This window comes from Azospirillum oryzae (assembly GCF_900177515.1).
Taxonomy (GTDB): Bacteria; Pseudomonadota; Alphaproteobacteria; order Azospirillales; family Azospirillaceae; genus Azospirillum; species Azospirillum oryzae_A.
In genome coordinates, this window is sequence record NZ_FXAK01000007.1 from 1,584,346 (window position 1) to 1,608,866 (window position 24,521).

At 66.2% G+C, this 24,521-nt stretch carries 21 protein-coding genes and 1 riboswitch; of the genes, 6 read left to right on the top strand and 15 right to left on the bottom strand.

Annotated elements, in window-relative coordinates:
* Positions 1–25 precede the first annotated feature (25 nt).
* The 5 genes from B9N97_RS19995 to B9N97_RS20015 form a co-directional block, all read right to left on the bottom strand.
* Positions 26–925, bottom strand: coding sequence for a lytic transglycosylase domain-containing protein (locus tag B9N97_RS19995; protein WP_085089500.1), 900 nt, complete (start codon positions 923–925; stop codon positions 26–28).
* Between the two features lie 94 nt (positions 926–1,019).
* Positions 1,020–3,161, bottom strand: coding sequence for an excinuclease ABC subunit UvrB (uvrB, locus tag B9N97_RS20000; RefSeq protein ID WP_085089501.1), 2,142 nt, complete (start codon positions 3,159–3,161; stop codon positions 1,020–1,022).
* Positions 3,162–3,296: 135 nt separating this feature from the next.
* A complete protein-coding gene (locus B9N97_RS20005) occupies positions 3,297–3,689 on the bottom strand; it encodes a DUF6285 domain-containing protein (RefSeq protein WP_085089502.1) in 393 nt (130 codons plus the stop codon).
* A complete protein-coding gene (locus B9N97_RS20010; protein ID WP_085089503.1) occupies positions 3,689–4,771 on the bottom strand; it encodes a phosphotransferase family protein in 1,083 nt (360 codons plus the stop codon). Before B9N97_RS20010 ends, B9N97_RS20005 begins: the two co-directional genes overlap by 1 nt.
* Positions 4,772–4,969: 198 nt before the next feature.
* Entirely contained in the window at positions 4,970–7,615 is a 2,646-nt protein-coding gene (locus B9N97_RS20015) for a glycosyltransferase (RefSeq protein ID WP_085089504.1), read from the bottom strand.
* A 188-nt stretch (positions 7,616–7,803) separates the two neighbouring features.
* On the opposite strand from B9N97_RS20015, the gene B9N97_RS20020 reads away from it, so the two are divergent.
* Positions 7,804–8,019 (top strand): hypothetical protein, encoded by a 216-nt coding sequence (locus tag B9N97_RS20020; RefSeq protein ID WP_085089505.1) that lies wholly within the window; start codon positions 7,804–7,806, stop codon positions 8,017–8,019.
* A gap of 146 nt (positions 8,020–8,165) precedes the next feature.
* Here B9N97_RS20020 and gcvPB read toward each other — a convergent pair whose 3' ends face one another.
* Genes gcvPB through gcvT form a run of 4 tightly spaced genes read right to left on the bottom strand, consistent with a single transcriptional unit; the run spans position 8,166 to position 12,616 of the window.
* Positions 8,166–9,737 (bottom strand): aminomethyl-transferring glycine dehydrogenase subunit GcvPB, encoded by a 1,572-nt coding sequence (gene gcvPB / locus B9N97_RS20025; protein WP_085089506.1) that lies wholly within the window; start codon positions 9,735–9,737, stop codon positions 8,166–8,168.
* A complete protein-coding gene (gene gcvPA, locus B9N97_RS20030) occupies positions 9,734–11,077 on the bottom strand; it encodes an aminomethyl-transferring glycine dehydrogenase subunit GcvPA (RefSeq protein ID WP_085089507.1) in 1,344 nt (447 codons plus the stop codon). The genes gcvPB and gcvPA overlap by 4 nt, the downstream gene beginning before the upstream one ends.
* Before the next feature lies 1 nt (position 11,078).
* Entirely contained in the window at positions 11,079–11,453 is a 375-nt protein-coding gene (gene gcvH, locus B9N97_RS20035) for a glycine cleavage system protein GcvH (RefSeq protein WP_085089508.1), read from the bottom strand.
* Positions 11,454–11,503: 50 nt separating this feature from the next.
* Positions 11,504–12,616 (bottom strand): glycine cleavage system aminomethyltransferase GcvT, encoded by a 1,113-nt coding sequence (gene gcvT, locus B9N97_RS20040; RefSeq protein ID WP_085089509.1) that lies wholly within the window; start codon positions 12,614–12,616, stop codon positions 11,504–11,506.
* A gap of 169 nt (positions 12,617–12,785) precedes the next feature.
* Positions 12,786–12,901, bottom strand: a riboswitch (glycine riboswitch).
* Positions 12,902–13,115: 214 nt separating this feature from the next.
* Between gcvT and B9N97_RS20045 the strand changes: the two genes are divergently transcribed.
* Entirely contained in the window at positions 13,116–13,949 is an 834-nt protein-coding gene (locus tag B9N97_RS20045) for a hypothetical protein (protein WP_085089510.1), read from the top strand.
* Between the two features lie 94 nt (positions 13,950–14,043).
* On the opposite strand, the gene B9N97_RS20050 is transcribed toward B9N97_RS20045, so the two are convergent.
* Positions 14,044–14,580: a lipoprotein gene (locus tag B9N97_RS20050; RefSeq protein ID WP_085089511.1), complete on the bottom strand. Its 537-nt coding sequence runs from the start codon at positions 14,578–14,580 to the stop codon at positions 14,044–14,046.
* 220 nt (positions 14,581–14,800) lie between these two features.
* On the opposite strand from B9N97_RS20050, the gene ispH reads away from it, so the two are divergent.
* Both ispH and B9N97_RS20060 read left to right on the top strand, forming a co-directional pair.
* The gene (gene ispH, locus B9N97_RS20055; RefSeq protein WP_085089512.1) at positions 14,801–15,778 is read left to right on the top strand and encodes a 4-hydroxy-3-methylbut-2-enyl diphosphate reductase; all 978 of its coding nucleotides are present in this window, start codon (positions 14,801–14,803) and stop codon (positions 15,776–15,778) included.
* Between the two features lie 84 nt (positions 15,779–15,862).
* A complete protein-coding gene (locus B9N97_RS20060) occupies positions 15,863–16,102 on the top strand; it encodes a hypothetical protein (RefSeq protein WP_244560801.1) in 240 nt (79 codons plus the stop codon).
* A 336-nt stretch (positions 16,103–16,438) separates the two neighbouring features.
* Here B9N97_RS20060 and B9N97_RS20065 read toward each other — a convergent pair whose 3' ends face one another.
* The 5 genes from B9N97_RS20065 to B9N97_RS20085 form a co-directional block, all read right to left on the bottom strand.
* A complete protein-coding gene (locus tag B9N97_RS20065) occupies positions 16,439–17,524 on the bottom strand; it encodes a pyridoxal phosphate-dependent aminotransferase (RefSeq protein ID WP_085089514.1) in 1,086 nt (361 codons plus the stop codon).
* A 162-nt stretch (positions 17,525–17,686) separates the two neighbouring features.
* Entirely contained in the window at positions 17,687–18,472 is a 786-nt protein-coding gene (locus tag B9N97_RS20070) for an amino acid ABC transporter ATP-binding protein (protein ID WP_085089515.1), read from the bottom strand.
* A gap of 30 nt (positions 18,473–18,502) precedes the next feature.
* Positions 18,503–19,609, bottom strand: coding sequence for an amino acid ABC transporter permease (locus B9N97_RS20075; RefSeq protein ID WP_085089516.1), 1,107 nt, complete (start codon positions 19,607–19,609; stop codon positions 18,503–18,505).
* Between the two features lie 5 nt (positions 19,610–19,614).
* Positions 19,615–20,814 carry an amino acid ABC transporter permease gene (locus B9N97_RS20080; protein WP_085089517.1) on the bottom strand — a complete coding sequence of 400 codons (1,200 nt, stop codon included), beginning with the start codon at positions 20,812–20,814 and terminating at the stop codon, positions 19,615–19,617.
* 213 nt (positions 20,815–21,027) lie between these two features.
* Positions 21,028–22,047: an amino acid ABC transporter substrate-binding protein gene (locus tag B9N97_RS20085; RefSeq protein ID WP_085089518.1), complete on the bottom strand. Its 1,020-nt coding sequence runs from the start codon at positions 22,045–22,047 to the stop codon at positions 21,028–21,030.
* 327 nt (positions 22,048–22,374) lie between these two features.
* Between B9N97_RS20085 and metC the strand changes: the two genes are divergently transcribed.
* Positions 22,375–23,553: a cystathionine beta-lyase gene (gene metC / locus B9N97_RS20090; RefSeq protein WP_085089519.1), complete on the top strand. Its 1,179-nt coding sequence runs from the start codon at positions 22,375–22,377 to the stop codon at positions 23,551–23,553.
* A gap of 29 nt (positions 23,554–23,582) precedes the next feature.
* Entirely contained in the window at positions 23,583–24,017 is a 435-nt protein-coding gene (gene hisI, locus B9N97_RS20095) for a phosphoribosyl-AMP cyclohydrolase (RefSeq protein ID WP_085089520.1), read from the top strand.
* Positions 24,018–24,521: the final 504 nt, after the last annotated feature.

Here is a 24,521-nt window from a genome sequence, read left to right on the forward strand (position 1 = left end):
GCACTCCTTTTTGGGGAACGGCTTACTATCCCTTTTTCGGCGATTTGGCGCCGCGTGGCAACTCCGCCTCCGCATCCCGTCCGGCGGCGGCGCGAATGGCCGGCAGCGCCGATGACGCTTCCGTCACCGAAGCGTCGAACGGATGCCGGAGATTGTCGTAAATGCGGCGGATGACACGGACATAGTTGCGCGTCTCCGCATAGGGAGGAACGCCCTTGTAGCGGTCGACTGCCCGCTCGCCGGCATTGTAGCCGGCCAGCGCCAGCGTGACGTCGCCCTGGAAATAGGCCAGCAGCCAACGCAGATACTTCACCCCGCCGGTGATGTTCTCCTTCGGGTCGAACACGTCGCCGACGCCGAAGCGATCGGCCGTGTCGGGGATCAACTGCATCAGCCCGGCCGCCTCCTTCGGCGATACCGCATCGGTACGGAAGGCGCTTTCCGCCTGGATCACCGCCAGCACCAGCGCCGGGTCGATGCCGTATTTCGGGGCGATGGCGTTGACCAGCGCCACCACCTCCGCCGGAGGCGGGCCGATCTCGCGCACCGGGCCGCCACCCGGGCGGCACCAGGGACGGATGCGCCCCATGCGGCCGGGGACATAGTTGACCAGCCGCCGCGCCTCCGGATGCCCGCGCGAGGCGGCGGCGCGCAGCCATGCAGTGCCGAGCCGGCGGTCCTTGCGCACGCCCTTGCCGAACAGATAGCGGCGGGCCAGCCGGAAGGCGGCGTTGGCGTCGCCCTGCTCGGCCAGTTCACAATCGGTGGATTTGGACTTAAGCGATGGCGCAGGCAGTTCGGCCACGGCGTCCGGCTTCGTTGCCGATTTGGCATCCGCCGCCATGGCGATGGGTGCCGACGCGATACCAGCGCCCCACAGCACCAGCACGATCAGCGGCACCCTCACAACACGACGAACCGGCAAACCTCAACCCTCCTGCGCACCCGCAGCATCCTGCGGGATGCGGAAGTATGGTGTTGCAACCTGCCGACGACAAGGGCGGGTCGGCAAGGGAAGCTTATGGCCCGCGGCGGCGCCGCCCTTGCTTCTTCGGCGCCCCTTCGGGAATGCCGCGGCCCTGGCGGGCGCTGCTGATTCCGATGCTGCCGGGGGTCTCCAGCCCCAGATCCATCGCCTCCAGCCGGCGCAGCTCGTCGCGCAGGCGGGCGGCCTCTTCGAATTCCAGATCGGCGGCGGCGGCGCGCATGCGCTTTTCCAAATCGGCGATGACGTTCTTGAGGTTGTGCCCGACCAGTTCGTTGGAGTTCAGGCCGGTCTTCACGGTCACATGGTCGCCGCGCTCGAACACGCTTTCCAGGATGTCGCCGATGGCCTTCTTCACCGATTCCGGCGTGATTCCGTGTTCCAGGTTGTAGGCCATCTGCTTTTCCCGGCGGCGCGCCGTTTCATCGATGGCGTACTTCATGCTGTCGGTGATCTTGTCGGCATAGAGGATCGCCCGCCCATCGACGTTGCGCGCCGCGCGGCCGATGGTCTGGATCAGCGAGGTCTTGGAACGCAAATAGCCTTCCTTGTCGGCGTCCAGGATCGCCACCAGCGCGCATTCCGGGATGTCCAATCCCTCGCGCAGCAGGTTGATGCCGACCAGCACGTCATAGGCGCCGAGCCGCAAATCGCGGATGATCTCGATGCGCTCCAGCGTCTCCACGTCGGAGTGGATGTAGCGCACGCGCAACCCCGCCTCGTGCATGTACTCGGTCAGCGCTTCGGCCATCTTCTTGGTCAGGGTGGTGACCAGCACGCGATAGCCCTTGGCGACCACCTCCTTGCATTCGCCGATCAGGTCGTCGACCTGGGTTTCGGTCGGACGGACGATCACCGGCGGGTCGATCAGGCCGGTCGGGCGGACCAGCTGTTCGGTGAAGACGCCGCCGGTGCGCTCCAGCTCCCACGGGCCGGGGGTGGCGGAGACGAAGACCGTCTGCGGCCTCATTCCCTCCCACTCCTCGAACTTCAGCGGCCGGTTGTCCTTGGCGCTGGGCAGACGGAAGCCGTAGTCGGACAGAGTCGATTTCCGCACCAGGTCGCCGCGATACATGCCGCCGATCTGCGGCACCATGACGTGGCTCTCGTCCACGATCAGCAACGCATCGCCCGGCAGATATTCGAACAGTGTCGGCGGCGGGTCGCCCGCCGCGCGGCCGGTCAGATAGCGCGAATAATTCTCGATGCCGGCGCAGGAACCGGTTGCCGCCATCATCTCGATGTCGAAGGTGGTGCGCTGTTCCAGCCGCTGCGCCTCCAGCAGCTTGCCCTCGGCGGCGAACTCCTCCAGCCGGTCCTTCAAGTCCTTCTTGATCTGGTTGATCGCCTGATTCAGCGTCGGCTTCGGCGTCACATAGTGGCTGTTCGGATAGACGCGCACCGCCTCCAGCGCCGCCAGCTTCTCACCGGTCAGCGGGTCGATCTCGTGGATGCCCTCGATCTCGTCGCCGAACAGCGAGATCCGCCATGCCCGGTCTTCCATGTGGGCCGGGAACAGCTCCACCGTGTCGCCGCGCACACGGAACAGGCCGCGACCGAAGGCGGCGTCGTTGCGCTTGTATTGCAGTTCGGTCAGCTTGCGCAGCAACTCCGGCTGGGCGATCACCTCGCCCTTGCGCAGATCGACGGTCATCTCCGAATAGGTCTCGACCGAACCGATACCGTAGATGCAGGACACCGACGCGACGATGATGACGTCGTCCCGCTCCAGCAGAGCCCGCGTCGCCGAGTGGCGCATACGGTCGATCTGCTCGTTGATCGAGGATTCTTTCTCGATATAGGTATCGGTGCGCGGGACGTAGGCTTCCGGCTGGTAATAGTCGTAGTAGGAGACGAAGTATTCCACCGCATTGTTCGGGAAGAAGGACTTCATCTCGCCATACAGCTGAGCGGCCAGCGTCTTGTTCGGTGCCAGAATCAGCGTCGGGCGTTGCACCGTCTGGATGACGTGCGCCATGGTGAAGGTCTTGCCCGAACCGGTGACGCCCAGCAGCACCTGATCCTTCTCGCCCTGCCGCAGGCCGCTGGTCAGTTCCTCAATGGCATTCGGCTGGTCGCCCGCGGGTTTGAAATCCGACGAGATGACGAACTGCTTTCCGGCTTCCAGCTTCGCGAGCGGCCGGGCAGGAATGGCGGACAGGACGGGGCTTGCCATGGGGCGGCGATCCGATCAGAGGACGGGTACGGAACGGGAACCGATTATATGGCCGCAACGCCCCCGTCTGTCGAGCGTAGGCTGAGCGGCACTGCGCCCCGCGCATGCGAAACGCAGTGCCGCCCCGGAATCGCCTTACTGTTGTCCCAGCGCCTTCGGGTTCGAGATGCCCAGCCGCGCCTGGACGATGGCCTCCAGCGAATCCATCAGCACGTCCTGGCCCTCTTGGTCGAAGTCGCCGGCGGCGATCTCGATGCACAGGCGATGCTGCAAGGCCTCAACTCGTTTGCGCAGATCGTCGCCGGATAGCCCATCGTCTGCGTCCTCGCCATAGAGCAGGGCAAGCGCCGCCAGCATCGAATGGCCGGCGGTGTCCAACCCCTTCAACTCGCGCTCGGCAATCTCCAGCGCGTTGGCGACCATCAGCGCGGCGAAGCGAGCTTCCGGCGCCACATGGGGAAGTACATCGGCACGGAAGGTGGAGGCGGCGATCTGCAGAAGACCGCGGGCGTCGGGATTGGCGCGCATCAGGCTACCTTCTCCACCGCGCCGGTCGCCATGCCGCCGATGGAGCGGAGATGGCGCAGCATGTCCATCTCGATCTCCGGCAGCATTCGCCCGGTCAGCGCCAGTTCCAGCGACGGCTCTGCGCCGGAGCTGTGGCGCAGGCCCTGCTCCACCGCGATGGCCGCCCAGCGCAGGTAAGCGGCCGTCTCCCAATAGGCGACGCGCAACGGATCGACACGGCGGCCGGAGGTCTCCTCATAGCCGGCATAGAAATCCGCGCGGTCGGCGATGCCGCCTGCCTCCCGGTCAGGACGGCGGAACCGCCAGGAACGGGCGCAGAACCAGCCGAGATCCTCCATCGGGTCGCTGAATCCGGCGAACTCCCAATCCAGGATCGCGGTCAGGGCGCCGTCCTTGACCAGATAGTTGCCGGTACGGAAATCGCGATGGCATAGCACCACCGCACCCGGCAGCGGCGCGTTTACCTCCATCCAGCGCAGGCCCCAGGCGATCACCGGGTCGCGGCGCCCCAGATCGCCGAACCAGCGGCGATACTGAGCCAGCGTCTCCTGCGCCGGGCATTCCGGCGCGTCGCCCAGCCTCTCCAGCCCCTCGGTCTCCGGGGTGATCCGATGCAGCAGGCCAAGCTGCCTGCCAAGCTCCCGCGCCAGTTCCGGCTGAGCCGCTTCCGACCGCGTCACCGCATGGCCGGCGCCCAGTCCCTCGGCGCGCCGCATGATGTAGAAGTCATGGCCCAGCACGGCGGGGTCGTCGCAGGCGAACAGCGGCTCCGGCGCCGACACTCCGCCGGCGAAGGCGGCCCGCAGCACAACGAACTCCCGCAGCTTGCCGATGCTGGCCGAAATACGTCCGCCTCCCTCGGCCCGCAGCACACAGGCGTGACGGCCGGCTAGCGGCCCGCCGTCGATGTCCAGGGTCACCGCAAGATTCAGGGAGATCGCGCCACCGCCGAGCCGTCCATCCTCCGTCACCACGACGCGGGATGCACCGGCCTGCGCGGCCAGCCAGTTTTCCAGACGAACGCGATTGTCGCCCGACAGCAGCGATGGCGTGGACTGGTCGGACGCTTTGACGACGTGCATGGCGTTCTCCCTCCAGAGGTTGCATGGCGCGTTGGTTCGCGCGTCCTTATCGATTTCAGCCGTCGATGGTAGGCACGAAGCGCTGTTGCCGACAAGTTTCACCTTGGTGAGAAAAGCACCCCTACCCCCAAAAAAGTCGGCCCCTCCCCCGCCGATCGGGCGGGAAAGGGGCCGCATCTTGCATCAGGTGGAAAGTGGTCAGGCGGCGACCGGATGGTTCGCGCCCTGCTCCTGATTGGCCGTGACGGCCTGCTGGGTGGCGGGGACCGGCGCCGGCTTGGCTTCGCGGACCGGCAGCATGTCACCGATGCCGAAGGCGACGGCCATCAGGTTCGGCACCGCCATGGCGGCGAGCAGCACCGACCACAGTTCCAGCGACAGAGTGCCCAGCGGGTTCACCAGGGCGGCGGTGGCCGACGAGGCGACCAGGGCGGCGGACAGCCAGGCTTCGGGCTTGGCACAGAAGCGGCCGGCGGTGCGTTTGCCGCCCTTGGCGGTCACGCGGAAGGCATCTTGGCTGCGGAACAGGCCGCGGACGACGGCCAGGGCGACCGTGGTGGACAGCGCCATCCCGACGGCACAGGCGCCAAGGCTTTCCTTCCAGCTGTTGCCGGAGGCGTAGCGCGAGGCCAGCAGGCTGGATCCGGCACGCAGAACCAGGGCACCCAGGACGGCGGCAGTGGCGGCCACCGGCGGCAGGTGCAGCGGCAGAACCAGCGAGGCGAAGGTCCAGACCACGGCGGCGGCGGCGGCGAACAGGCCCACGGCATCGGACCACCAGCGGATCCAGTTGGTGACGTAGCCCAGCTTCTGGCGCGCGCTCAGCTCGGCCGCACCCGGCAGGAACTTCTTCCAATGGGCGCGGACGATCTGCGTGGAGCCGAACACCCAGCGGTCACGCTGCTTGCGGAACTGCATGAAATTGTCCGGAGCCAGGCCGGCGCCGAGCCGTTCGTCGGTGTAAGCGGCGCGGTAGCCGGCCGACAGGATGCGCAGGCCCAGTTCGGTATCTTCGCAGATGCCGGCTTCCGACCAGCCGCCGACCTGATCCATCGCCGACCGGCGCAGCATGATCATCGTGCCGTGGCAGATGAAGGCCTGGGACGACACGCCTTCCTGCATGCCGACGTCGAAGAAGGGACGGTATTCGGCGGTCATCGCGGCCTTCAGCGCCGTCTCGTGGCCGTCGCGGTGCTCCTGCGGGGCCTGGACGATGCCGACCGACGGATCGGCGAAGGTCGGGGCCAGCTTCGACAGCCAGTCGGGCGACACGGTGTAGTCGGCGTCCAGCACGGCGACGATCTCGGCGGCCGGATCGGTGTGGCGCAGCGCGGCGTTCAGGGCGCCGGCCTTGAAGCCAGAGATCTTCTTGTACCAATGGAACTTGAACTTCGGACCCAGCGCCCGGCACATCTCCTCCACCGGGCGGACGAGGTGTTCCTCCTCGGTGTTGTTGATGAGGACGACGACCTCGTAGTTCGGGTAGTCCAGCCGCGACAGCGAGGCCAGCGTGGCGTTCAGCACGTCAGGCTGTTCGCGGCAGGCGGCGACGTGGATGGAGACCATCGGCTTGTGGTCGCTGCTGGGCACGGCATGCGGCAGCAGCGCCGGGGCGCGGCCGGTCAGCAGCCGGCGGGCGACATCCACCAGATCGGCAAAGGCGACGCTCATCATCAGGGCGCCCAGCGCGAAGGCGGAGCCCCAGGTGGTCAGCGCGCCGAAGGTCAGATACTCGGCGAAGGCACCGGCGACGGCCGAACCGATGGCGAAGCCGATGATGTTGGCACCCATCGAGGCGGCCAGCGCGAAGCCGGCGTTGGTCCGGCGGCGGAAGACGGCGAAAGCCGACAGGGCCAGACCGACGGCGAGCGCGACGCCCGCACCGACGCGGTCGCCATAGGACGCGGCGACCGCACCGGTCATCGACCATTTCGGCTGACGGTCGGCATCCAGCACGCCCCAGGTCGGGCCGGGCGAGCCTTCAATGGTGGACTTCCAGATGCCGTCGAAGGCCTCAACGACGTTGTAATGGATGCCGAGCGCGTTGGCTTCCGCCGCGAAGCCGCGGACGACGGCGGCCTGGGCCTCCGGCGTCGGATAGGCGTCGTGGAAGTTCTCGCCACCCGACGGCCAGCCGACCTCGCCGACGAACAGCGGCTTGCCCGGATGCGCCTTGCGCACGGTGTCGAGCCGGTCGCGGATCCAGGTCAGCGCATCGGAGACCGGAACGCCTTCCCAGTAGGGCAGCACGTGGACGCCCATGAAATCGGACGCCTTCACCGTGGCGTCGGCCTTGACCATTTCCGACCAGACGTCGGCGGTGCCGACCTTGATGTTGGCCGGGACGGCGGCGCGCACGCGCTTGATGTAGCCGGCCAGCTCGGCGTCGGTCAGTTCGGCGCGCAGCAGCGTTTCGTTGCCGACGACGATGCGCTTGATGCCGCGGAATTCCTTGGCCAGCGCGATGCCGTGCAGCACTTCACGCTCGTTGCGGACCTTGTCCTTGCTCAGCCAGATACCGAGCGTGACGTCCAGCCCCTTGGACACCGCGATCTCCGGCACCTCGCCCTGCGAACCCAGCGTCGAGTAGGTACGAACGCCGTCGGCGAAGCCGGCGATGGCGGTCATGTCCTTCTCGATGCCCTTGCGCGGGACGATCGGCTGGTGGTTGGGATCGTAGTTGCGGCCCGAGGGCGAATAGGACACGGATTCGATGCGGCCGGGTTCCGCGTCCACCGCCGTGGGCGCGTTGCGCCAGGACCAGAAGGACGCGTGGCCGGCGGTCACGGCCAGCAGTGCGGCGACGATGGCTGCGCGCCGGATCGAGTTCTTCGGGTTGCTCATGGGGAGTTCGCGTTGCCCTGTTGCAGGGTGGCCGTTCGCCACCGGACATCCGCACAAACGGGCAGACCGACTTCCCTATTCCGTCACTTCGAAAAATTTTTTGTGCACTGCGGAGAGCGGAACCCTGGCGGCCGCACCCTGTTGGACAACGTCCGGTTCCATACTCCCAAAACACAGGAGAGCGCCCCATGGCCACCCGCCACGAAGACAGCCCGGAACACAAGAAGGCCCATGATCTGGCCGAGCAGGCGCTGGACAAGGCCGCCGGCGGCGATCCCCGCAAGGCACGCGACCTGATCGAGGAAGCCAAACGCATCGACCCCAAGATCGGCGAGGAGATGTCCCGCGAAGCCGCCGAGGATCAGAAGAAGGCCGACAAGTACGTCGACAAGACCGACAAGTGAGCCGCTGCCCCCTCTCCATCCCTCCCCGCGTTCTGCGGGAGAGGGGGTAGGAGCGTTGTCAGCGTGATCTAACCGCCGCAGCGGCGGCAGTCCCCTCTCCCGCGAGAGCGGGGGAGGGTTAGGGAGGGGGCACCCCCCGCGACTTCTTACTCCGCCGCCACAGCCTCCGCCACCACCGGCGGGGTCCAGCGCAGGACCGGCTTGCGGGCCGCAGCGGTTTCGTCCAGGCGACGACGCGGCGTCAGACGCGGAGCGGCCTGGAAGTAAGCCACGTCGCCCGACTTCGCCCGCTCGGCCAGCGCACGCAGCGCGTCGACGAACTGGTCGAGGCTGGCCTTGCTTTCCGTCTCGGTCGGCTCGATAAGCAGGGCACCGTGAACGACCAGCGGGAAATACATGGTCATCGGGTGGAAGCCCTCGTCGATCAGCGCCTTCGCCATGTCGAGCGTGGTAACCCCCGTCCCCTTCAGGAAACGGTCGTCGAACAGGCACTCGTGCATGCACGGCCCTTCGAAGGAGGCCGTCATCACGTCCTCCAGCCGCGCCATGACATAGTTGGCGTTCAGAACCGCGTCGCCCGACGCCTGCCACAGCCCGTCGGCACCGTGGCTCAGCATGTAGGACAGCGCGCGGACGAACATGCCCATCTGGCCGTGGAAGGCCTTCATGCGGCCGAAGGCCGGCCCTTCGCCGGCGTTCTCCACCAGCGCGAACCCATCCTTGCCGTGGGTGACGTAGGGCACCGGGATGTAGGGCGCCAGCGACTCCGCGAACACCACCGGCCCCGACCCCGGACCACCGCCGCCATGCGGCGTGGAGAAGGTCTTGTGCAGGTTGATGTGCATGACGTCGATGCCGAGATCGGCCGGGCGCACCCGACCGACGATGGCGTTGAAGTTGGCGCCGTCGCAGTAGAAATAGGCGCCGGCCGCATGCACCGCCTCGGCGATGGCGATGATGTCGCGTTCGAACAGGCCGCAGGTGTTGGGGTTGGTCAGCATCAGACCGGCCACGTCGGGACCGAGCTTGGCCTTCAGCGCCTCCAGATCGACGCGGCCGTCGGCGGTCGCCGGGATGGCGTCGACGCTGTAGCCGCAGGCGGCGGCAGTCGCCGGGTTGGTGCCATGGGCGCTTTCCGGCACCAGGATCTTGGTGCGGCCGCTGTCGCCCTTGGCCTCGTGCGCGGCGCGGATCGCCATGATGCCGCACATTTCGCCATGGGCGCCGGCGGCGGGGGCCAGCGTCACGGCGGCCATGCCGGTCAGCGTCTTAAGCCAGTATGCCAGCTGGTCCATCAGTTCCAGCGCACCCTGCACCGTGCTGACCGGCTGCATCGGGTGCACGTCGGAGAAGCCCGGCAGCCGCGCCATTTTCTCGTTCAAGCGCGGATTGTGCTTCATCGTGCAGGAGCCGAGCGGATAAAAGCCGCTGTCGATGGCGTAGTTCTTCTGCGACAGGCGTGTGTAGTGGCGGACCACCTGCGGCTCGGCGAGGCCCGGGAGCCCGACTTTGGCGCGCGGCTTCACCGCACCCAGGCGGGAGGCCACCTTCGGCACGTCGGGCAGGTCGACGCCGGTGCGGCCGGCGCTGTCCTGTTCGAAGATCAGCGGCTCTTCGATCTGCAGACCGCGGTTGCCGGTGACGGTGCCGGTCACGCCGTCGAAAGCGCCCGAGTTCGCGGGGATGGCCGACGGACGGCCCTGGTTGTTCATGCTCATGCCAGAACCTCAGTGAGCGCGACCGCGAAGGCGTCCATGTCGGCGTCGGTGTTGGTCTCGGTGACGGCGACCAGAAGAAGGTCTTCCATCTCGCCTGGATAGAGGCGCGACACCGGCACGCCGCCCAGGATGCGGCGCTTGGCAAGCTCCTCGACCACCGCGGCGGCCGGCTTCGGCAGCTTGACGGTGAACTCGTTGAAGAAGCCGTCGTTCAGCACCTGAACACCCGGGACCGCTGCCAGCTTGTCGGCCATCTGGACCGCCTTGGCGTGGTTCAGCTGAGCCAGCTGCGTGATCCCCGCCTCGCCCAGCAGGCTGACATGGATCGAGAAGGCCAGCGCGCACAGGCCGGAGTTGGTGCAGATGTTCGAGGTCGCCTTTTCGCGGCGGATGTGCTGCTCGCGGGTGGAGAGCGTCAGCACGAAGCCGCGGCGGCCGTCGGCGTCCACCGTCTCGCCGCACAGGCGGCCCGGCATCTGGCGGACATATTTGTCCTTCACCGCGAACAGCCCGACATAGGGGCCGCCGAAGTTCAGCGCGTTGCCGAAGGACTGGCCTTCCGCCGCGACGATGTCGGCGCCCATGTCGCCCGGCGGGGTCAGCAGGCCGAGCGACAGGGCCTCCGTCACCACGACGATCAGCAGCGCGCCCTTCGCCTGACAGGCGGCGGCCAGATCGGTGTAGTCGCGGACATGGCCGAAGACGTCGGGGTTCTGCACGACGACGCAGGAGGTCTTGTCGTCGACCAGCGCCAGCAGATCCTCGCCGCCGGTCGGGGCGGCCGGCAGGGCCACCGCCTCGAACCCGATGAAGCGGGCATCGGTGGTGGTAACGTCGCGGTAATGCGGGTGCAGGCCGCCGGACAGGATCGCCTTCTTCCGCCGGGTGACGCGGTTGGCCATCATCACCGCTTCGGCGCAGGAGGTGGCGCCGTCATACATCGAGGCGTTGGCCACATCCATGCCGGTCAGCAGCGCGACCTGGGTCTGGAATTCGAACAGGACCTGCAGCGTGCCCTGGCTCACCTCCGGCTGGTACGGGGTGTAGGCGGTCAGGAACTCGCCGCGCTGGACCAAATGGTCGACGGTGGCCGGCACATGGTGGCGGTAGGCGCCGGCGCCGAGGAAGCTGGGAACGCTCCCCGCCGGCAGGTTCTTCGCCGCCATGGAGCCCAGCAGCCGTTCGACCTCAAGCTCGCCCATATGGTTGGGCAAGCCCCCGATCGGGCCGGCCAGACGGGCCGCCTTTGGAACGTCGCGGAACAGGTCTTCGACCGATGTTGCGCGGATGGCCTCCAGCATCGACTGCCGGTCGGCCTCGGTCAGGGGCAGATAGCGCATGTCAGTGGGATTCCTCAACGAAAGCCTTGTAGGCCGATTCGTCCATCAGACCATCGAGTTCGGAGGCGTCCTTCAACTGAATCCTGAAGAACCAGCCATCAGTCTCGGCGGCGCTGTTGACCATCGACGGGTCATCGACAAGGGCCTGGTTGGCTTCCACGACAGTGCCGGAGACCGGGGCGTAAACGTCGCTGGCGGCCTTCACCGATTCGACGACGGCGGCTTCCTTGCCCTGCTCCAGCACGCGGCCGGCCTCGGGCAGCTCGACGAACACGACGTCGCCCAGCTGGCTCTGCGCGAAGTCGGTGACACCGACGGTGGCGACATCGCCATCGACCTGAACCCACTCGTGGTCCTTGGTGAATTTCTTGCTCATCGGAAAAATTCCCTGTCCAAACGGTTGCTTGTGATCGGGTTGCGGAGGCGTCAGCCCCGGTAATAACGCTGCGGCACGAAGGGCGTAGCGGCGACGCGGGCGGGCAGCGGCTTGCCGCGCACCATCAGCGTCAGCGGCGTGCCGACCGCGGAGTTCGCGATATCGACATAGCCCATGGCGACCGGCGCGCCGGCGGTGGGGCCGAAGCCGCCGCTGGTGATCTCGCCGATACGGGTGCCGTTGGCGTCCTGGATTTCCGTGTGCTCGCGGGCCGGCTGACGGCCTTCCGGCTGGATGCCGACGCGGCGGCGCGTGGCGCCCTCGGTCAGCTGCCGGTGGATGATATCGTAACCGGGGAAACCGCCTTCGGCGCGGCGGCGCTTCGGCAGCGTCCATTCCAGCGCGCCTTCGACCGGCGTCGTGGTGGTGTCGATGTCGTGGCCGTAGAGGCAGAGCCCGGCCTCCAGCCGCAGCGAGTCGCGGGCGCCCAGCCCGATCGCCTCGACCTCCGACTCGGCCAGCAGCGCGCGGGCGATCATCTCGCCATCGGCCTTGTCGCAGGAGATCTCGTAGCCGTCCTCGCCGGTGTAGCCGGAGCGGGTCAGGATCACCGGCACACCCTTGAAGGTGGCGGACAGGTAGCTCATGAACTTCATGGTGGCGGCTTCCGGCACGAAGCGGGCCATCACCTCTGCCGCCATCGGACCCTGGAGCGCCATCAGCGCCAGATCGTCCAGCAGCTCCACCTCGGCCTTGCCGGCCAGCTTCTCGCGCAGATGGGCGACGTCCTGCTCCTTGCAGGCGGCATTCACCACCAGGAACAGGTGGTCGCCGGCATTGGTCACCATCAGGTCGTCGAGGATGCCGCCCTGCTCGTTCAGGAACAGCGTGTAGCGCATGCGGCCCTGCGCCAGCCCCTTGATGTCGCCGGGAACCAGCGTTTCCAGGGCGGCGGCGGGATCGTCGCCGGTCAGGCGGACCTGCCCCATGTGGGACACGTCGAACAGCCCGGCCTTCTCGCGGGTGTGCTGGTGCTCCTTCAGGATGCCCAGCGGATACTGCACCGGCATGTCATAGCCGGCGAAAGGCACCATGCGGGCGCCAAGCTCGACATGGAGCGCGTGCAGCGGGGTGGTCTTGAGAGCGGTTGCGGCCTCGGTCACGCGGGTCCTCCGACAGGGTTCTAGCGCCCGCGCCGGGATCGGCGCAGGAAGCTGCCCCCTCTGTCTTGGACCTGAGAGATTCACCGCCGTCCGGTCGAGCCGGGCACCCGGTTTACTCCTTCGGTGAGTCGCGGCGACTGGGCGCCGAGGCTGCTTTCCAGAGTTGCCTTATCCCCTTGCGGTCCTTTTGCCTGAGAGTTTCCGGGGGCGGTTGCTCCTTCGGCGCCGCCCGCGAACCTGTCGATTCACGACAAGCCCACAAGCGATCTCTCCCGCGAGGGATCATCGGCGTGATGGCGGCACAGTGTCGCGATTATACAAGTTTGTCAATCAGCGCTCTGGGCACCGTCACGGCTAAGTCGTTGAAACATCGTTCATTTGGAAATTTTCCTTTTCGGCGCACGCATTAGGTATACAAACCTACTTACCGCGTCACCCGAGCTGGCCAGCCGTCGTCCATCGCGGGACCAATCCCAATCGACAGAGTGGAGAGCGCGCAATGACCGTTCAGGCCTTCAACCCGTCCGACCTGTCACAGTCCGCGGCCAACTGGGCGGTTTCCCAGCGCATCGTCGGCAACTTCGCGCCCCATGCGCAGGTCGTCCCGAATCTGACCCTGGCGCTCGACCCTGGCAACCTTTTGAACGGCACCACCCTGACCGAGGTGAACGCCCAGTCCGTCGGGACCTTCGCGCCGCCGGCCAGTGGCTTCCGCATCGACCGCGTGGTGGTGGACCGCAGTACCGGCGCCGCGTCCATCGTCACCGGCACCGCTAACAGCCTGACCCCGCCGGCGATTCCGGCCGGCAAGCTGCCGGTGGCCCGCGTGATGTTGCTGCCGACGACCGACGCGATCACCAACGATGCGATCGTGGATGAGCGATCCTTCATCGACCTTACGGCCCCGACGCAGAACTCCGTCGTTGTCCGGGCTCACCGCAACAACGTCGGCCAGAACGGTATCACCAACAACAGTTGGGCCAAGGTCCTGCTGACCACGGCCGACATCAATATCGGCAACGCTTTCAACAACACGACCTCCCGCTTCCAGCCTTCCATCGCCGGCTACTATCTGCTTCACGCACAGGTGATGATGAACTGCGGCGCCAACGGGTCGATTTACGCGGGGCTCTACCTCAACGACGCCAATATCGCCCTGTGCCGATCCCTCACCCCCATGTCCACCCCGACCTATGCCGCCACGACTTCGGTGACCTACATGAACGGGACGACGGATTACGTGGAGATGAAGGTGCTCAATACCATTATCACCGATGGCATTCTCGATGGCACGCCGACGGCAACCTTCTTCACCGCAAGCCGACTGGCGTAATCTCTCTGCCTTGAACTCGCAAAGTTGAAGGAGCGCCCACATTCTGTGTGGGCGCTCCTTTCAAGCGATCAATCAACTGGAAACCCGAAAACGCTTACTTCTTCATCTGCGTCCGGTTGAAGTTCAGCTGCTCCGGCGTCAGCTGGAAGCCGAGATAGATCTTCCAGTCCTTGGCGTTGGCGTCCTTGGGCAGCGGGATCTTCGGCGTCAGTTCCTCGCGGGTGCCGGCGCGCGGCTGACCGGGGACGAAGGTCACGTCTGTGTCGAAATAGGCCTTCGACACCAGCGTGTCGTCCGGCTGGGCCAATGCTACGAAATACTGGTATTTGGCGGTGTTGCCCTGAAGCGCCGGACCGCGCTCGGCCACCAGATAGACGTTCACGTTCACAGTGACGCCGCTGCTGGTGTAGTCGCAGCTGCCGGTGAAATCGACCAGGGCGGCGCGCGACTCCAGATCGGTCAGATCCTTGCCGCCGGGACGGAAGACCGTCACTTCCTGCAGGTCGCGGACGATGTTGACCTTCGGGCAGGCCAGTGCCGCCTCCGACGGATTCGTCGGTCCCATCCCCATGCCGGAGCAGCCGGAAAGCACCAGCACGGCCCCGGCCGCGAGCAGCGCAGGGCGGCCCATCCCAAAGAGGGACGCCAGCAGGCTTTTCCGGGCGGGGGTTCCTATATTACGGTCGCGGCGGTCCATCGGTTCGGCCTGATCGGTTGACGGGCTGTTGGACCGCGACTTTAGTGTCCCAGCTTGACCGGCACAAGACCGCGCGGCGGTTCTATCCCTTGTGACCGTCTGGCGCAGGACCACCTAAGGGCGACCCACTCCACGCAAGGGCGGTACAGCGCATATGACCACGACCTCTCCCCAGGCCACCCGGCCCTTGACGATCCTGCTGGCGGCGCCGCGCGGTTTCTGCGCCGGGGTGGACCGGGCGATCCAGATCGTCGAGACGGCGCTCGACCGCTTCGGGGCTCCGGTCTATGTCCGGCATGAGATCGTTCACAACCGCTTCGTGGTCGAAAGCCTGGAAGCCAAGGGCGCCGTCTTCGTCGACGAGCTGACCGAGGTGCCGGACGGCCGCCCGGTGGTCTTCTCAGCCCATGGCGTGCCGAAATCGGTGCCGCAGGCGGCCGAGGCGCGCGGGCTGTTCTATCTCGACGCCACCTGCCCGCTGGTCAGCAAGGTCCACCGCGAGGCCGAACGGCATTTCGAGGACGGCAAGCAGATCGTCCTGATCGGCCATGCCGGCCACCCGGAGGTGATCGGCACCATGGGCCAGCTGCCCGACGGCGCCGTGGTGCTGGTGGAGACGGTGGCCGACGTGGCGACGCTTGAGGTGACCGACCCGGAAAACCTCGCCTACGCCACCCAGACCACCCTCTCGGTCGATGAGACGACGGAGATCCTTGCGGCGCTGCAGGCCCGCTTCCCCGCCATCGCCGGGCCGAAGAAGGAAGACATCTGCTACGCCACCACCAACCGTCAGGCAGCGGTGAAGGCCATCGCCCCGAAGGTGGATGCGCTGCTGGTGCTGGGGGCGCCGAACTCCTCCAACTCCAAGCGGCTGGTGGAGGTGGCGAAGACCCATGGCTGTCCGGCCGCCCAGCTGGTCCAGCGCGCCGCCGATATTGATTGGAGCGCGCTGGCCGGCGTCGCCCGCCTCGGCATCACCGCCGGCGCGTCGGCGCCGGAAGTGCTGGTCGAGGAAGTCATCGAGGCCGCCCGCGCCCGTTTCGACGTGACGGTGGAGGAACTGCGCACGGCGACGGAGAACATCGTCTTCAAGCTGCCGCGCGCGTTATCGGTCGAGCGGGAGGAGGTTTGACGGCGCCGGAACCCGGTCGCGGGGCGGCGCGTTGCTTCAGGCGGAGCGCACGCTCCGCCGTGACGAGCGTGAGGTGAAGCCTTGGTGGGTTGGATCATTCGGACGCTGGTGTTGTGCTTCGTCGTCGGCTTCGTGCTGTCGTTCCTGCGCATCGATCCGGCCAGCATCCTGACGAACAGCTGGCAGACGGTGCAGGACATCGTCGCATTGATGATCGACGCCGGCCGCTGGGCACTGCCCTACATCCTGATCGGTGCCGTCATCGTGGTGCCGCTGTCGGTGATCGGGCTGGTGCTGCGCTGGCGCTCGCGCCCGCCCTCATAGGCGTCGCTGTCTGGAACCCGGACAAAAAAACAGGAGGCACCGGAACCGGAGCCTCCTGTGAAACAGGGAGGGTTAGAGACAGTCATAGGTCTACGCCCACATCCCCCATCCCGCCTTGATGCATGTCAACGGACAGGCATTTTCCGTCACCCTCCCGCCTGAAAAGAAAAGCCGGAGACATCCATGCGGATGCTCCGGCTCAGTGATACAGGGAGGGTTAGAGACAAGAAGGACCTTATCCGGAAGCGCATAGTCCGTTCGTTGATCTGCATCAAAAGAGGCGAAAATCTCTGCGATCCGTTCGCGTCGTTCCGTCGCAGCGGTTGGTCGGCCCACTCAGCCGAGAATCTCCGCCAGCGCCACCACCAGCGCCTTGTTCTCCTCCTCGCGGCCAACGGTGATGCGCAGGCAGTCGGACAAGCCGTACTCGGTCACCGGCTTCACCAGGATGCCGCGGCGGGCGAGATGGTCGATGACCGCCTGGGTGCCCAGCGACGGATCTGTCGGCACGCGGGCCAGCACGAAATTGCAGACGCTGGGATAAACGCGCAGCCCCACCCGCTCCAACTCGCGCGACAGCCAGGGCAGCCACCGCGCATTGTGGGCGAAGGTCGCCTCCTCATGCTCCGCGTCGCTGAGCGCGGCGGCGGCGGTCACCTGGGCGGGAAGCGAGACGTTGAAGGTGCCGCGGATGGCGTTCACCGCCTCGATCACCGTGGCGGGACCATAGCCCCAGCCGACCCGCAAGCCAGCCAGCCCGTGCATCTTGGAGAATGTGCGGATCAGCATGACGTTGTCGGAATTCTCGACGATCTCCGTACCGTCGCTGTAATCCGGCAGCCGGCAATAGTCGGCATAGGCCGAATCCAGCACCAGCAGCGTGCTCGACGGCAGGCCGGCGCGCAGGCGCTGCACCGCCTCCGCCGGAATGTAGGTGCCGGTCGGGTTGTTGGGGTTGGCGAGGAAGCAGATCTTCGTGCGCTCGCTGGCGCGGTCGATCATCGCCTCCACATCCACCACCATGTCGCGCTCGGCCGCGACCACCGCGGTGGCGCCGGAGGCGCGGATCGCCTTGAGAAAACCGCGATAGCCCCGCTCGTGGCACAGAACCTCGTCACCGGGGCCGGCGAAGGCCTGTGCGACCAGATGGATCAGTTCCTCCGACCCGGCGGTGCAGACGATTCGGTCGGCATCGATTGAATGACGGCGCGCGATGGCGTGGCGCAGCGGTTCCTGGTCCCAATCGGGATAGCAATGGATGCGTGTGGCCGCCTCGCAATAGGCGTCCAGCGCCAGCGGGCTGGGTCCGAGCGGATTGTGGGTGAGCGACAGGTCGATCCACCGGCGGCCGTCGCGAGGCGGGCGAGCGGGACGGTACGGCTTGATCTGGCCAACGCTGGGACGGGGGCTGAGCAGGTCCATAACCTCGGTCTCCGTAAGCGGATCGGTCGAACAGCACGTCAGGCGACCGATTGAACCGCAAACCGGTGCGCGACGCCACAGGACATTGCGTCGCGCACCGCAAATCGAGGTGTTTTATTTCCAAATAGCAGGCCGGACGGAACCGCCGGCCTGCTGCCCGGATCAGTGGTTTAGAATTTGGCTGAGGAAGAGGCGTGTGCGGTCCGACTTCGGGTTGGAAAAGAACTCGTCCGGCGTGTCCTGCTCCACGATCTCGCCGCGGTCCATGAAGATGACGCGGTCGGCGACCGACTTGGCGAAGCCCATCTCGTGCGTCACGCACAGCATGGTCATGCCGTCCTCGGCCAGCCCGATCATGACATCCAGCACCTCCTTGACCATTTCGGGGTCCAGCGCGGACGTCGGCTCGTCGAACAGCATCACCTTCGGGCTCATGCACAGCGACCGCGCGATGGCGACGCGCTGCTGCTGGCCGCCGGACAGCTGGCCGGGATACTTCCTGGCCTGCTCGGCGATGCGCACCCGCGTCAGGTAGCTCATCGCCCGCTCTTCCGCTTCCGCCTTCGGCATCTTGCGGACCCAGATCGGGGCGAGCGTGCAGTTCTCCAGCACCGTCAGATGCGGGAACAGGTTGAAGTGCTGGAACACCATGCCGACTTCGCGGCGGACAAGCTCGATGTTCTTCAGGTTGTTGGTCAGCTCGATTCCGTCGATGACGATCGTGCCCTTCTGATGCTCCTCAAGCCGGTTCAGGCAGCGGATCATCGTCGATTTGCCCGACCCCGACGGGCCGCAGACGACGATACGCTCGCCCTTCTGGACGTTGAGGTTGATGTTCTTCAGGACGTGGAACTCGCCGTACCATTTGTTGACGCCCGTGCAGCGGATGATCTCCTCGCCGCTGAGGGTATGCTTCGGCTTGGTGCCCTGGGACATGGCCTGGGACATGGGTCTTGCTTCTCCCTTGACGGCGTTGATCTAGCGGCGATGGCCGCGATTGAGATCGCGTTCGAGCTTCTGGCTGTATTTCGACATGCTGAAGCAGAAGATCCAATAGATCACGCCGATGAACAGATAGGCCTCGCGGTAGAAACCGCGCCAGGACGGGTCGGACAGCGCGGCCTTCGCGGTGCCGAGCAGGTCGTACAGGCCGATGATGATGACGAGCGAGGTGTCCTTGAAGAAGCTGATGAAGGTGTTCACCAGCGGCGGGATGGCGATGGCCAGCGCCTGCGGCAGGATGATCTTGCGCATCTTCTGCCAATAGCTGAGCCCCAGCCCATCGGCCGCCTCATACTGCCCCTTCGGGATCGCCTGCAGGCCGCCGCGGATCGCTTCCGCCATATAGGCGGCGGCGAACATGATGAAGGCGATCTGCGCGCGCAACAGCTTGTCGACGGAAACGCCGTTCGGCAGGAACAGCGGCAGCATCACCGACGCCATGAACAGCAGGCTGATCAGCGGCACGCCGCGGATCAGCTCGATGTAGGTGACGCACAGCACCTTCACCGCCGGCATGTCCGACCGCCGGCCCAGCGCCAGCAGGATCGACACCGGGAAGGCCACGGCCAGACCGATCACCGACAGGATGATGGTCAGCGGCAGGCCGCCCCACAGCGTGTTCTCGACATAGGTCAGGCCGAAGACGCCGCCCCACATCAGGATCGCCACCAGCGTCAGCCCGGCGGCCCAGACCAGCCCGAACCACGGCTTCCAGAAGCGGCGGTCGCAGCTGGCGACCAGCAGCGCGATGAAGACGCAGATGGTCAGAAGCGGACGCCACTGCTCATCCCACGGGAACATCCCGAACATGATGAAGCGCAGCTTCTCGCCGATGAAGCCCCAGCAGGCGCCGCCGGCATCCTGCCGGCAGACCGTGGAGGTCGAATCGAAGCCATGCGCGTTGACCAGCAGCCATCCGACGAAGGGCGGGATCGCCGAAACCAGCAGCGCCAGGACCAGAATGGTCAGGATGGCGTTGTACCAGCTGTTGAACAGGTTGCTCCGCAGCCACGCAATGGGGCCGACGGTGTTGGCCGGCGGACGCTCGTCCGGCAGGCCGACGCTTTGCACGTTGTCGGTCATGGCCGTTACCGCTCCACCAGCGCGATGCGCTTGTTGTACCAGTTCATGAAGATCGAGATGCTGAGGCTGATGACCAGATAGGTGCCCATGATCATCGTCACGCCCTCGATCGCCTGACCGGTCTGGTTCAGGGTCGTGTTGGCGATGGACACCAGATCGGGATAGCCGATGGCCAGAGCCAGCGAGCTGTTCTTCATCAGGTTCAGATATTGGCTGGTCAGCGGCGGCACGATCACCCGCAACGCCTGCGGCAGGACCACCAGACGAAGCGTCGGACCGCTCGGCAGGCCGAGCGCGCGCGCCGCCTCGGTCTGGCCCCAGTTGACCGCCTTGATGCCGCTGCGCACCACCTCGGCGATGAAGGCCGCGGTGTAGAGCGTCAGGCCGGTCAGGATGGCAAAGAATTCCGGAGAGATCGAGGCGCCGCCGGAGAAGTTGAAGCCGGCCAGCTTCGGCATGTCCAATGCCATCGGCGCCCCGCCGGCGATCCAGGTCAGGATCGGCAGGCCGATGATCAGGCCGAGCCCGGCCCAGCCCGCGGGGAACGGCTGCCCGGTCCGCGCCTGCCGTGCCCGGGCCCAGCGCGACACGCCCCAGGCGGCGACGATGCCCACCAGCAGGGCGATGCCCATGTTGGCCCAGACCGGATGGGGTTCCAGAACCGGCACGCGCAGACCGCGCTGCGACAGGAACACGCCCGGAATCGGGTTCAGCGCCTGGCGCACGGCCGGCAGTCCGTCCGACACCAGCGCGTACCAGAAGAACAGCTGCAGCAGCGGCGGGATGTTGCGGATGATCTCGACATAGGTCGAGGCTAGCTTGGCGATCAGCCAGTTGCTGGACAGCCGGGCGACGCCGATCACCGTGCCGATGATCGTCGCCAGGAGGATACCGATGACCGACACCTTCAACGTGTTCAGCACGCCGACCAGGAAGGCCCGGCCATAGGAGTCCTTCGGCGAATAGTCGATCATCGACTCGCCGATGCCGAAGGCCGCTTCACGCCCCAGGAAATCGTAGCCGGTCGCGATCGAGCGCCGCGCGAGGTTGTCGAGCGTGTTGGAAATAAGGAACCAGCCGACCAGAACGACCGCGCCCACCACCAGGATCTGGTAGACGATGGCACGGAACGTCGGGTCGCTGAGGGAAATGGATACGCCACCCGGCGGCGGAGCGCCTTGGGTGGTCCGGGTCTCGGTCGCCACGGACTACTCTCCCCCAACCATCGCGCCCCATACGGTGCCCACGCGGTCCCGGACGTTTTTCCGGGCATTTCCCACACCGTAGGGGATGCGACATGTCTCCCAATGCGGCCAGATGCGCGGGCGTTTCGCTGACGCCCTTCGCGACCGCTCCTTCTACCGGAAGGCCGCCCCCGGCAAGGTTCCCGACGGGCGGCCTTCAAACGGTGGTCTGCCTTACCGGAACGGCTGCGCGTACATCAGGCCGCCCTTGGTCCACAGCGCGTTCAGGCCGCGCTCCAGCTTCAGCGGGGTGCCCGGGCCGACGTTGCGGTCGAAGATCTCGCCGTAGTTGCCGACCTTCTTCACGGTGTTGTAGGCCCACTTCTCGTCCAGGCCCAGAGCCTTGCCCATGCCCGGCGAGGTGCCGAGGAAGCGCTGGATGTCCGGGTTCTTGGAATTGGCGAACTCGTCGATGTTCTTGGAGTTGATGCCGAACTCTTCCGCCTGGATGGTGGCGAACACCGTCCACTTCACGATGTCGAACCACTGGTCGTCGCCATGGCGCACGGCCGGGGCCAGCGGCTCCTTGGAGATGACTTCCGGCAGGATGACATGGTCTTCCGGAACCGGCGCGACACCGGCGCGGGTGCCGGCCAGACCGGACACGTCGGTCGTCAGCACGTCGCAGCGGCCGGCGAAGTAGGCGGCGTTCACCTCGTCGTTCGACTCGATGACGACCGGGTTGTAGGTCATGTTGTTGGCGCGGAAATAGTCGGCCAGGTTCAGTTCGGTGGTGGTGCCGGACTGGACGCAGACGGTGGCGCCGTTCAGTTCCTTGGCGCTCTTCACGCCCAGCTTCTTCGGAACCATGAAGCCCTGGCCGTCATAATAGGTGACGGGGGCGAAGTTCAGGCCGACCGAGGTGTCGCGGGTCAGCGTGGCGGTGGTGTTGCGCGACAGCAGATCGACCTCGCCCGACTGGATGGCCGGGAAGCGCTGCTGCGCCGACAGCGGGGTGAACTTGACCTTGTTCGGGTCGTTGAAGATGGCGACGGCGACGGCACGGCAGTAATCGACGTCGAGGCCGGTCCAGTTGCCGGCGCTGTCGGGATTGCCGAAGCCCGGCAGGCCGGCGTTGACGCCGCACTGGACGAAGCCGCGCTGCTTGACGGTATCGAGCGTGGCAGCACCGGCGGCGGCGCTGGCGGTAATGACCACAGCCGCCGCGGCGGCGGCGAGAAGCCCTGACTTCATAATTATAAACTCCACCCTGTTCTTGCGTTCTTCGCATTTGAGCGGTCTGACGACGCGCCGGCCACGCCGGCCATGTGACCCCCGGGGACCGTTCGGGTCGTCCCGACGGACCGCCCCTGTGGGGATCGCGACGCAGCCATGCGCGTGGGACAAGAGTGTATCAACTTGATCCCGCTTGTCGAATCATCCGTGCATTTGTGGTGATACCAGACTATACCGCCCGCTGACGGCCCTTCGGCGCAATCGGCGACGGTCGCGGGGCATTCGGGATGATACAATGTTCGGCTCCGCCGCACCGGATCGCCGCACCAGCCAAACGGACAGTCGATGAAGGACGTCACGCAGGATACGATTCTCGTTCATGCCGGCCGCGATCCGCGGAACAACCACGGCATCGTCAATCCGCCGGTCTATCACTGTTCGACCGTGCTGTTCCCGACGCTGGACGCGCTGGAGGAAAGCGACCGCAACACGCTGGAAGGCGTGCATTACGGGCGCATGGGCACCCCCACCACCTTCGCCTTCGAAGAGGCGGCGGCGGCGCTGGAGGGCGGCTATCGCGCGGTGAACACCGGTTCCGGCCTTGCCGCCATCGCCATCGCGCTGTCGGCCTTCACCAAGGCGGGCGACCATGTGCTGATCACCGACAGCGCCTATGGTCCCACCCGCCGCTTCGCCAAGGAGACGCTGGCGCCCTACGGCGTGGAGGTCGAGTTCTATGATCCCTGCATCGGCGCCGGCATCTCGGCGCTGCTGCGGCCGAACACCAGCGTCGTCTTTCTCGAATCGCCCGGCTCCCTGACCTTCGAGGTGCAGGACGTGCCGGCCATCGCCGCGGCGGCCAAAAAGGTCGGCGCCACGGTGATGATCGACAACACCTGGGCGACTCCGCTGTTCTTCCGCCCGTTCGACCATGGCGTCGACCTGTCGATCCATGCCGCGACCAAATATATGGTCGGCCATGCCGACGCGATGCTGGGCGTGATCACCTGCCGGGACGAGGAAAGCTGGACCGCCGTGAAGAAGACCGCCACCCGTTTCGGCGTCTGCGGCGGGCCGGACGACCTCTATCTCGGCCTGCGCGGCCTGCGCACCCTGTCGGTGCGGATGCGCCAGCATCAGGAAAGCGCGCTGGCGCTCGCCGACTGGCTGGCCGCCCGGCCGGAGGTGACGTGGGTGCTGCACCCCGCCCGCCCCGACTTCCCCGGCCACGAACTGTGGAAGCGCGACTTCACCGGATCGAGCGGCCTGTTCTCCATCATCATCAACCAGGTGCCGCGTAAGGCGCTGGCGGCGATGCTGGACGGCATGGAACTGTTCGGCATGGGCTACAGCTGGGGCGGGTTCGAAAGCCTGATCCTGCCGACGCGGCCGGCCGCGGTGCGCTCCGCCACCCGCTGGACCGATCCGGGGCAGGTCCTGCGCCTGCATGCCGGCCTGGAAAGCCCCGACGACCTGATCCGCGATCTCGAGGCCGGCTTCCGCCGGATGGCCGCCGCCCTCTGAGCGCTGGGCCTGTGAAGGAGTGATTTGCCATGACGGACACGCCGTCGATCGATGTTGGCCCCTTTGAAGAGGTGCTGGCCGCCATCCGCTTCACCGCCGACGGTCTGGTGCCGGCGATCGCCCAGGCCGAGGGCAGCGGCGAAATCCTGATGATGGCCTGGATGAACCGCGATGCGGTGGTGGAGACCTTGTCCACCGGCCGCGTCTGCTATTGGTCGCGGTCGCGCGGCGGGCTGTGGCGCAAGGGCGAGACGTCCGGACAGGTGCAGCGGCTGAAGGATTTCCGGGTGGATTGCGACGGCGACACCCTGCTGCTGATTGTCGAACAGGACGGCGTCGCCTGCCACACCGGCCGGCGCAGCTGCTTCTATCGGGCTTGGCGGGACGGAACGCTGGAGACGATCCAGGAGGTCGAAACCGATCCGTCTATTCTCTATGGCGGGCATTCGCACAGCCACGGCTGAGCGGGAGGAGGATGGGGACGCGGTTCGGCGCCGCTGCCGGATTTCTTGATCCACATCAAAGCGGCACCCCCGCCAAAGGGTATACACACCTTCTTGTCTCTAACCCTCCCTGTATATGACTGCACCGGGCGCTCCTTTGGGCGCCCGGTTATTTTTTGTCCATTCCCCTGGATCCGCAATCGTGGACAGCGGAAAGCGCATTTGCGCCGCCGAACCTCTTTCGGATGATCCGTTCCGACAGTGCTTTTGCCTGTGGCCTACCGCCCTCCCCGACCGCGCATCGCCTTCGGCCGGCGCCCCTGTGCCCTTCCGCCGGCCCGGACCTGCCCATAGGAGGAGCAAAGTCCCCGTTCCATCACAGAAAGATCCCGCTTTCGATCACAAATACGTCGAATAAAGAAACATTGAAGATCATAAATCCAATCAAGTTTCAGTTATCTGTGTCATCTCTCCCTGTCCCGTTTGTACTGCCCCTTTATCGCTTTTCGACCGCCCCGGCCCCAT

Coding starts and splice junctions, on each gene's coding strand:
- uvrB (WP_085089501.1), bottom strand. CDS start 3,161: ATGGCAAGCCCCGTCCTGTCCGCCATTCCTGCCCGGCCGCTCGCGAAG.
- B9N97_RS20015 (WP_085089504.1), bottom strand. CDS start 7,615: ATGAGCAACCCGAAGAACTCGATCCGGCGCGCAGCCATCGTCGCCGCA.
- B9N97_RS20045 (WP_085089510.1), top strand. CDS start 13,116: ATGACCGTTCAGGCCTTCAACCCGTCCGACCTGTCACAGTCCGCGGCC.
- B9N97_RS20085 (WP_085089518.1), bottom strand. CDS start 22,047: ATGAAGTCAGGGCTTCTCGCCGCCGCCGCGGCGGCTGTGGTCATTACC.
- B9N97_RS20020 (WP_085089505.1), top strand. CDS start 7,804: ATGGCCACCCGCCACGAAGACAGCCCGGAACACAAGAAGGCCCATGAT.
- hisI (WP_085089520.1), top strand. CDS start 23,583: ATGACGGACACGCCGTCGATCGATGTTGGCCCCTTTGAAGAGGTGCTG.
- B9N97_RS20010 (WP_085089503.1), bottom strand. CDS start 4,771: ATGCACGTCGTCAAAGCGTCCGACCAGTCCACGCCATCGCTGCTGTCG.
- B9N97_RS20005 (WP_085089502.1), bottom strand. CDS start 3,689: ATGCGCGCCAATCCCGACGCCCGCGGTCTTCTGCAGATCGCCGCCTCC.
- gcvPA (WP_085089507.1), bottom strand. CDS start 11,077: ATGCGCTATCTGCCCCTGACCGAGGCCGACCGGCAGTCGATGCTGGAG.
- B9N97_RS20065 (WP_085089514.1), bottom strand. CDS start 17,524: ATGGACCTGCTCAGCCCCCGTCCCAGCGTTGGCCAGATCAAGCCGTAC.
- ispH (WP_085089512.1), top strand. CDS start 14,801: ATGACCACGACCTCTCCCCAGGCCACCCGGCCCTTGACGATCCTGCTG.
- B9N97_RS20075 (WP_085089516.1), bottom strand. CDS start 19,609: ATGACCGACAACGTGCAAAGCGTCGGCCTGCCGGACGAGCGTCCGCCG.
- B9N97_RS20050 (WP_085089511.1), bottom strand. CDS start 14,580: ATGGGCCGCCCTGCGCTGCTCGCGGCCGGGGCCGTGCTGGTGCTTTCC.
- gcvPB (WP_085089506.1), bottom strand. CDS start 9,737: ATGAGCATGAACAACCAGGGCCGTCCGTCGGCCATCCCCGCGAACTCG.
- B9N97_RS20070 (WP_085089515.1), bottom strand. CDS start 18,472: ATGTCCCAGGCCATGTCCCAGGGCACCAAGCCGAAGCATACCCTCAGC.
- metC (WP_085089519.1), top strand. CDS start 22,375: ATGAAGGACGTCACGCAGGATACGATTCTCGTTCATGCCGGCCGCGAT.
- gcvH (WP_085089508.1), bottom strand. CDS start 11,453: ATGAGCAAGAAATTCACCAAGGACCACGAGTGGGTTCAGGTCGATGGC.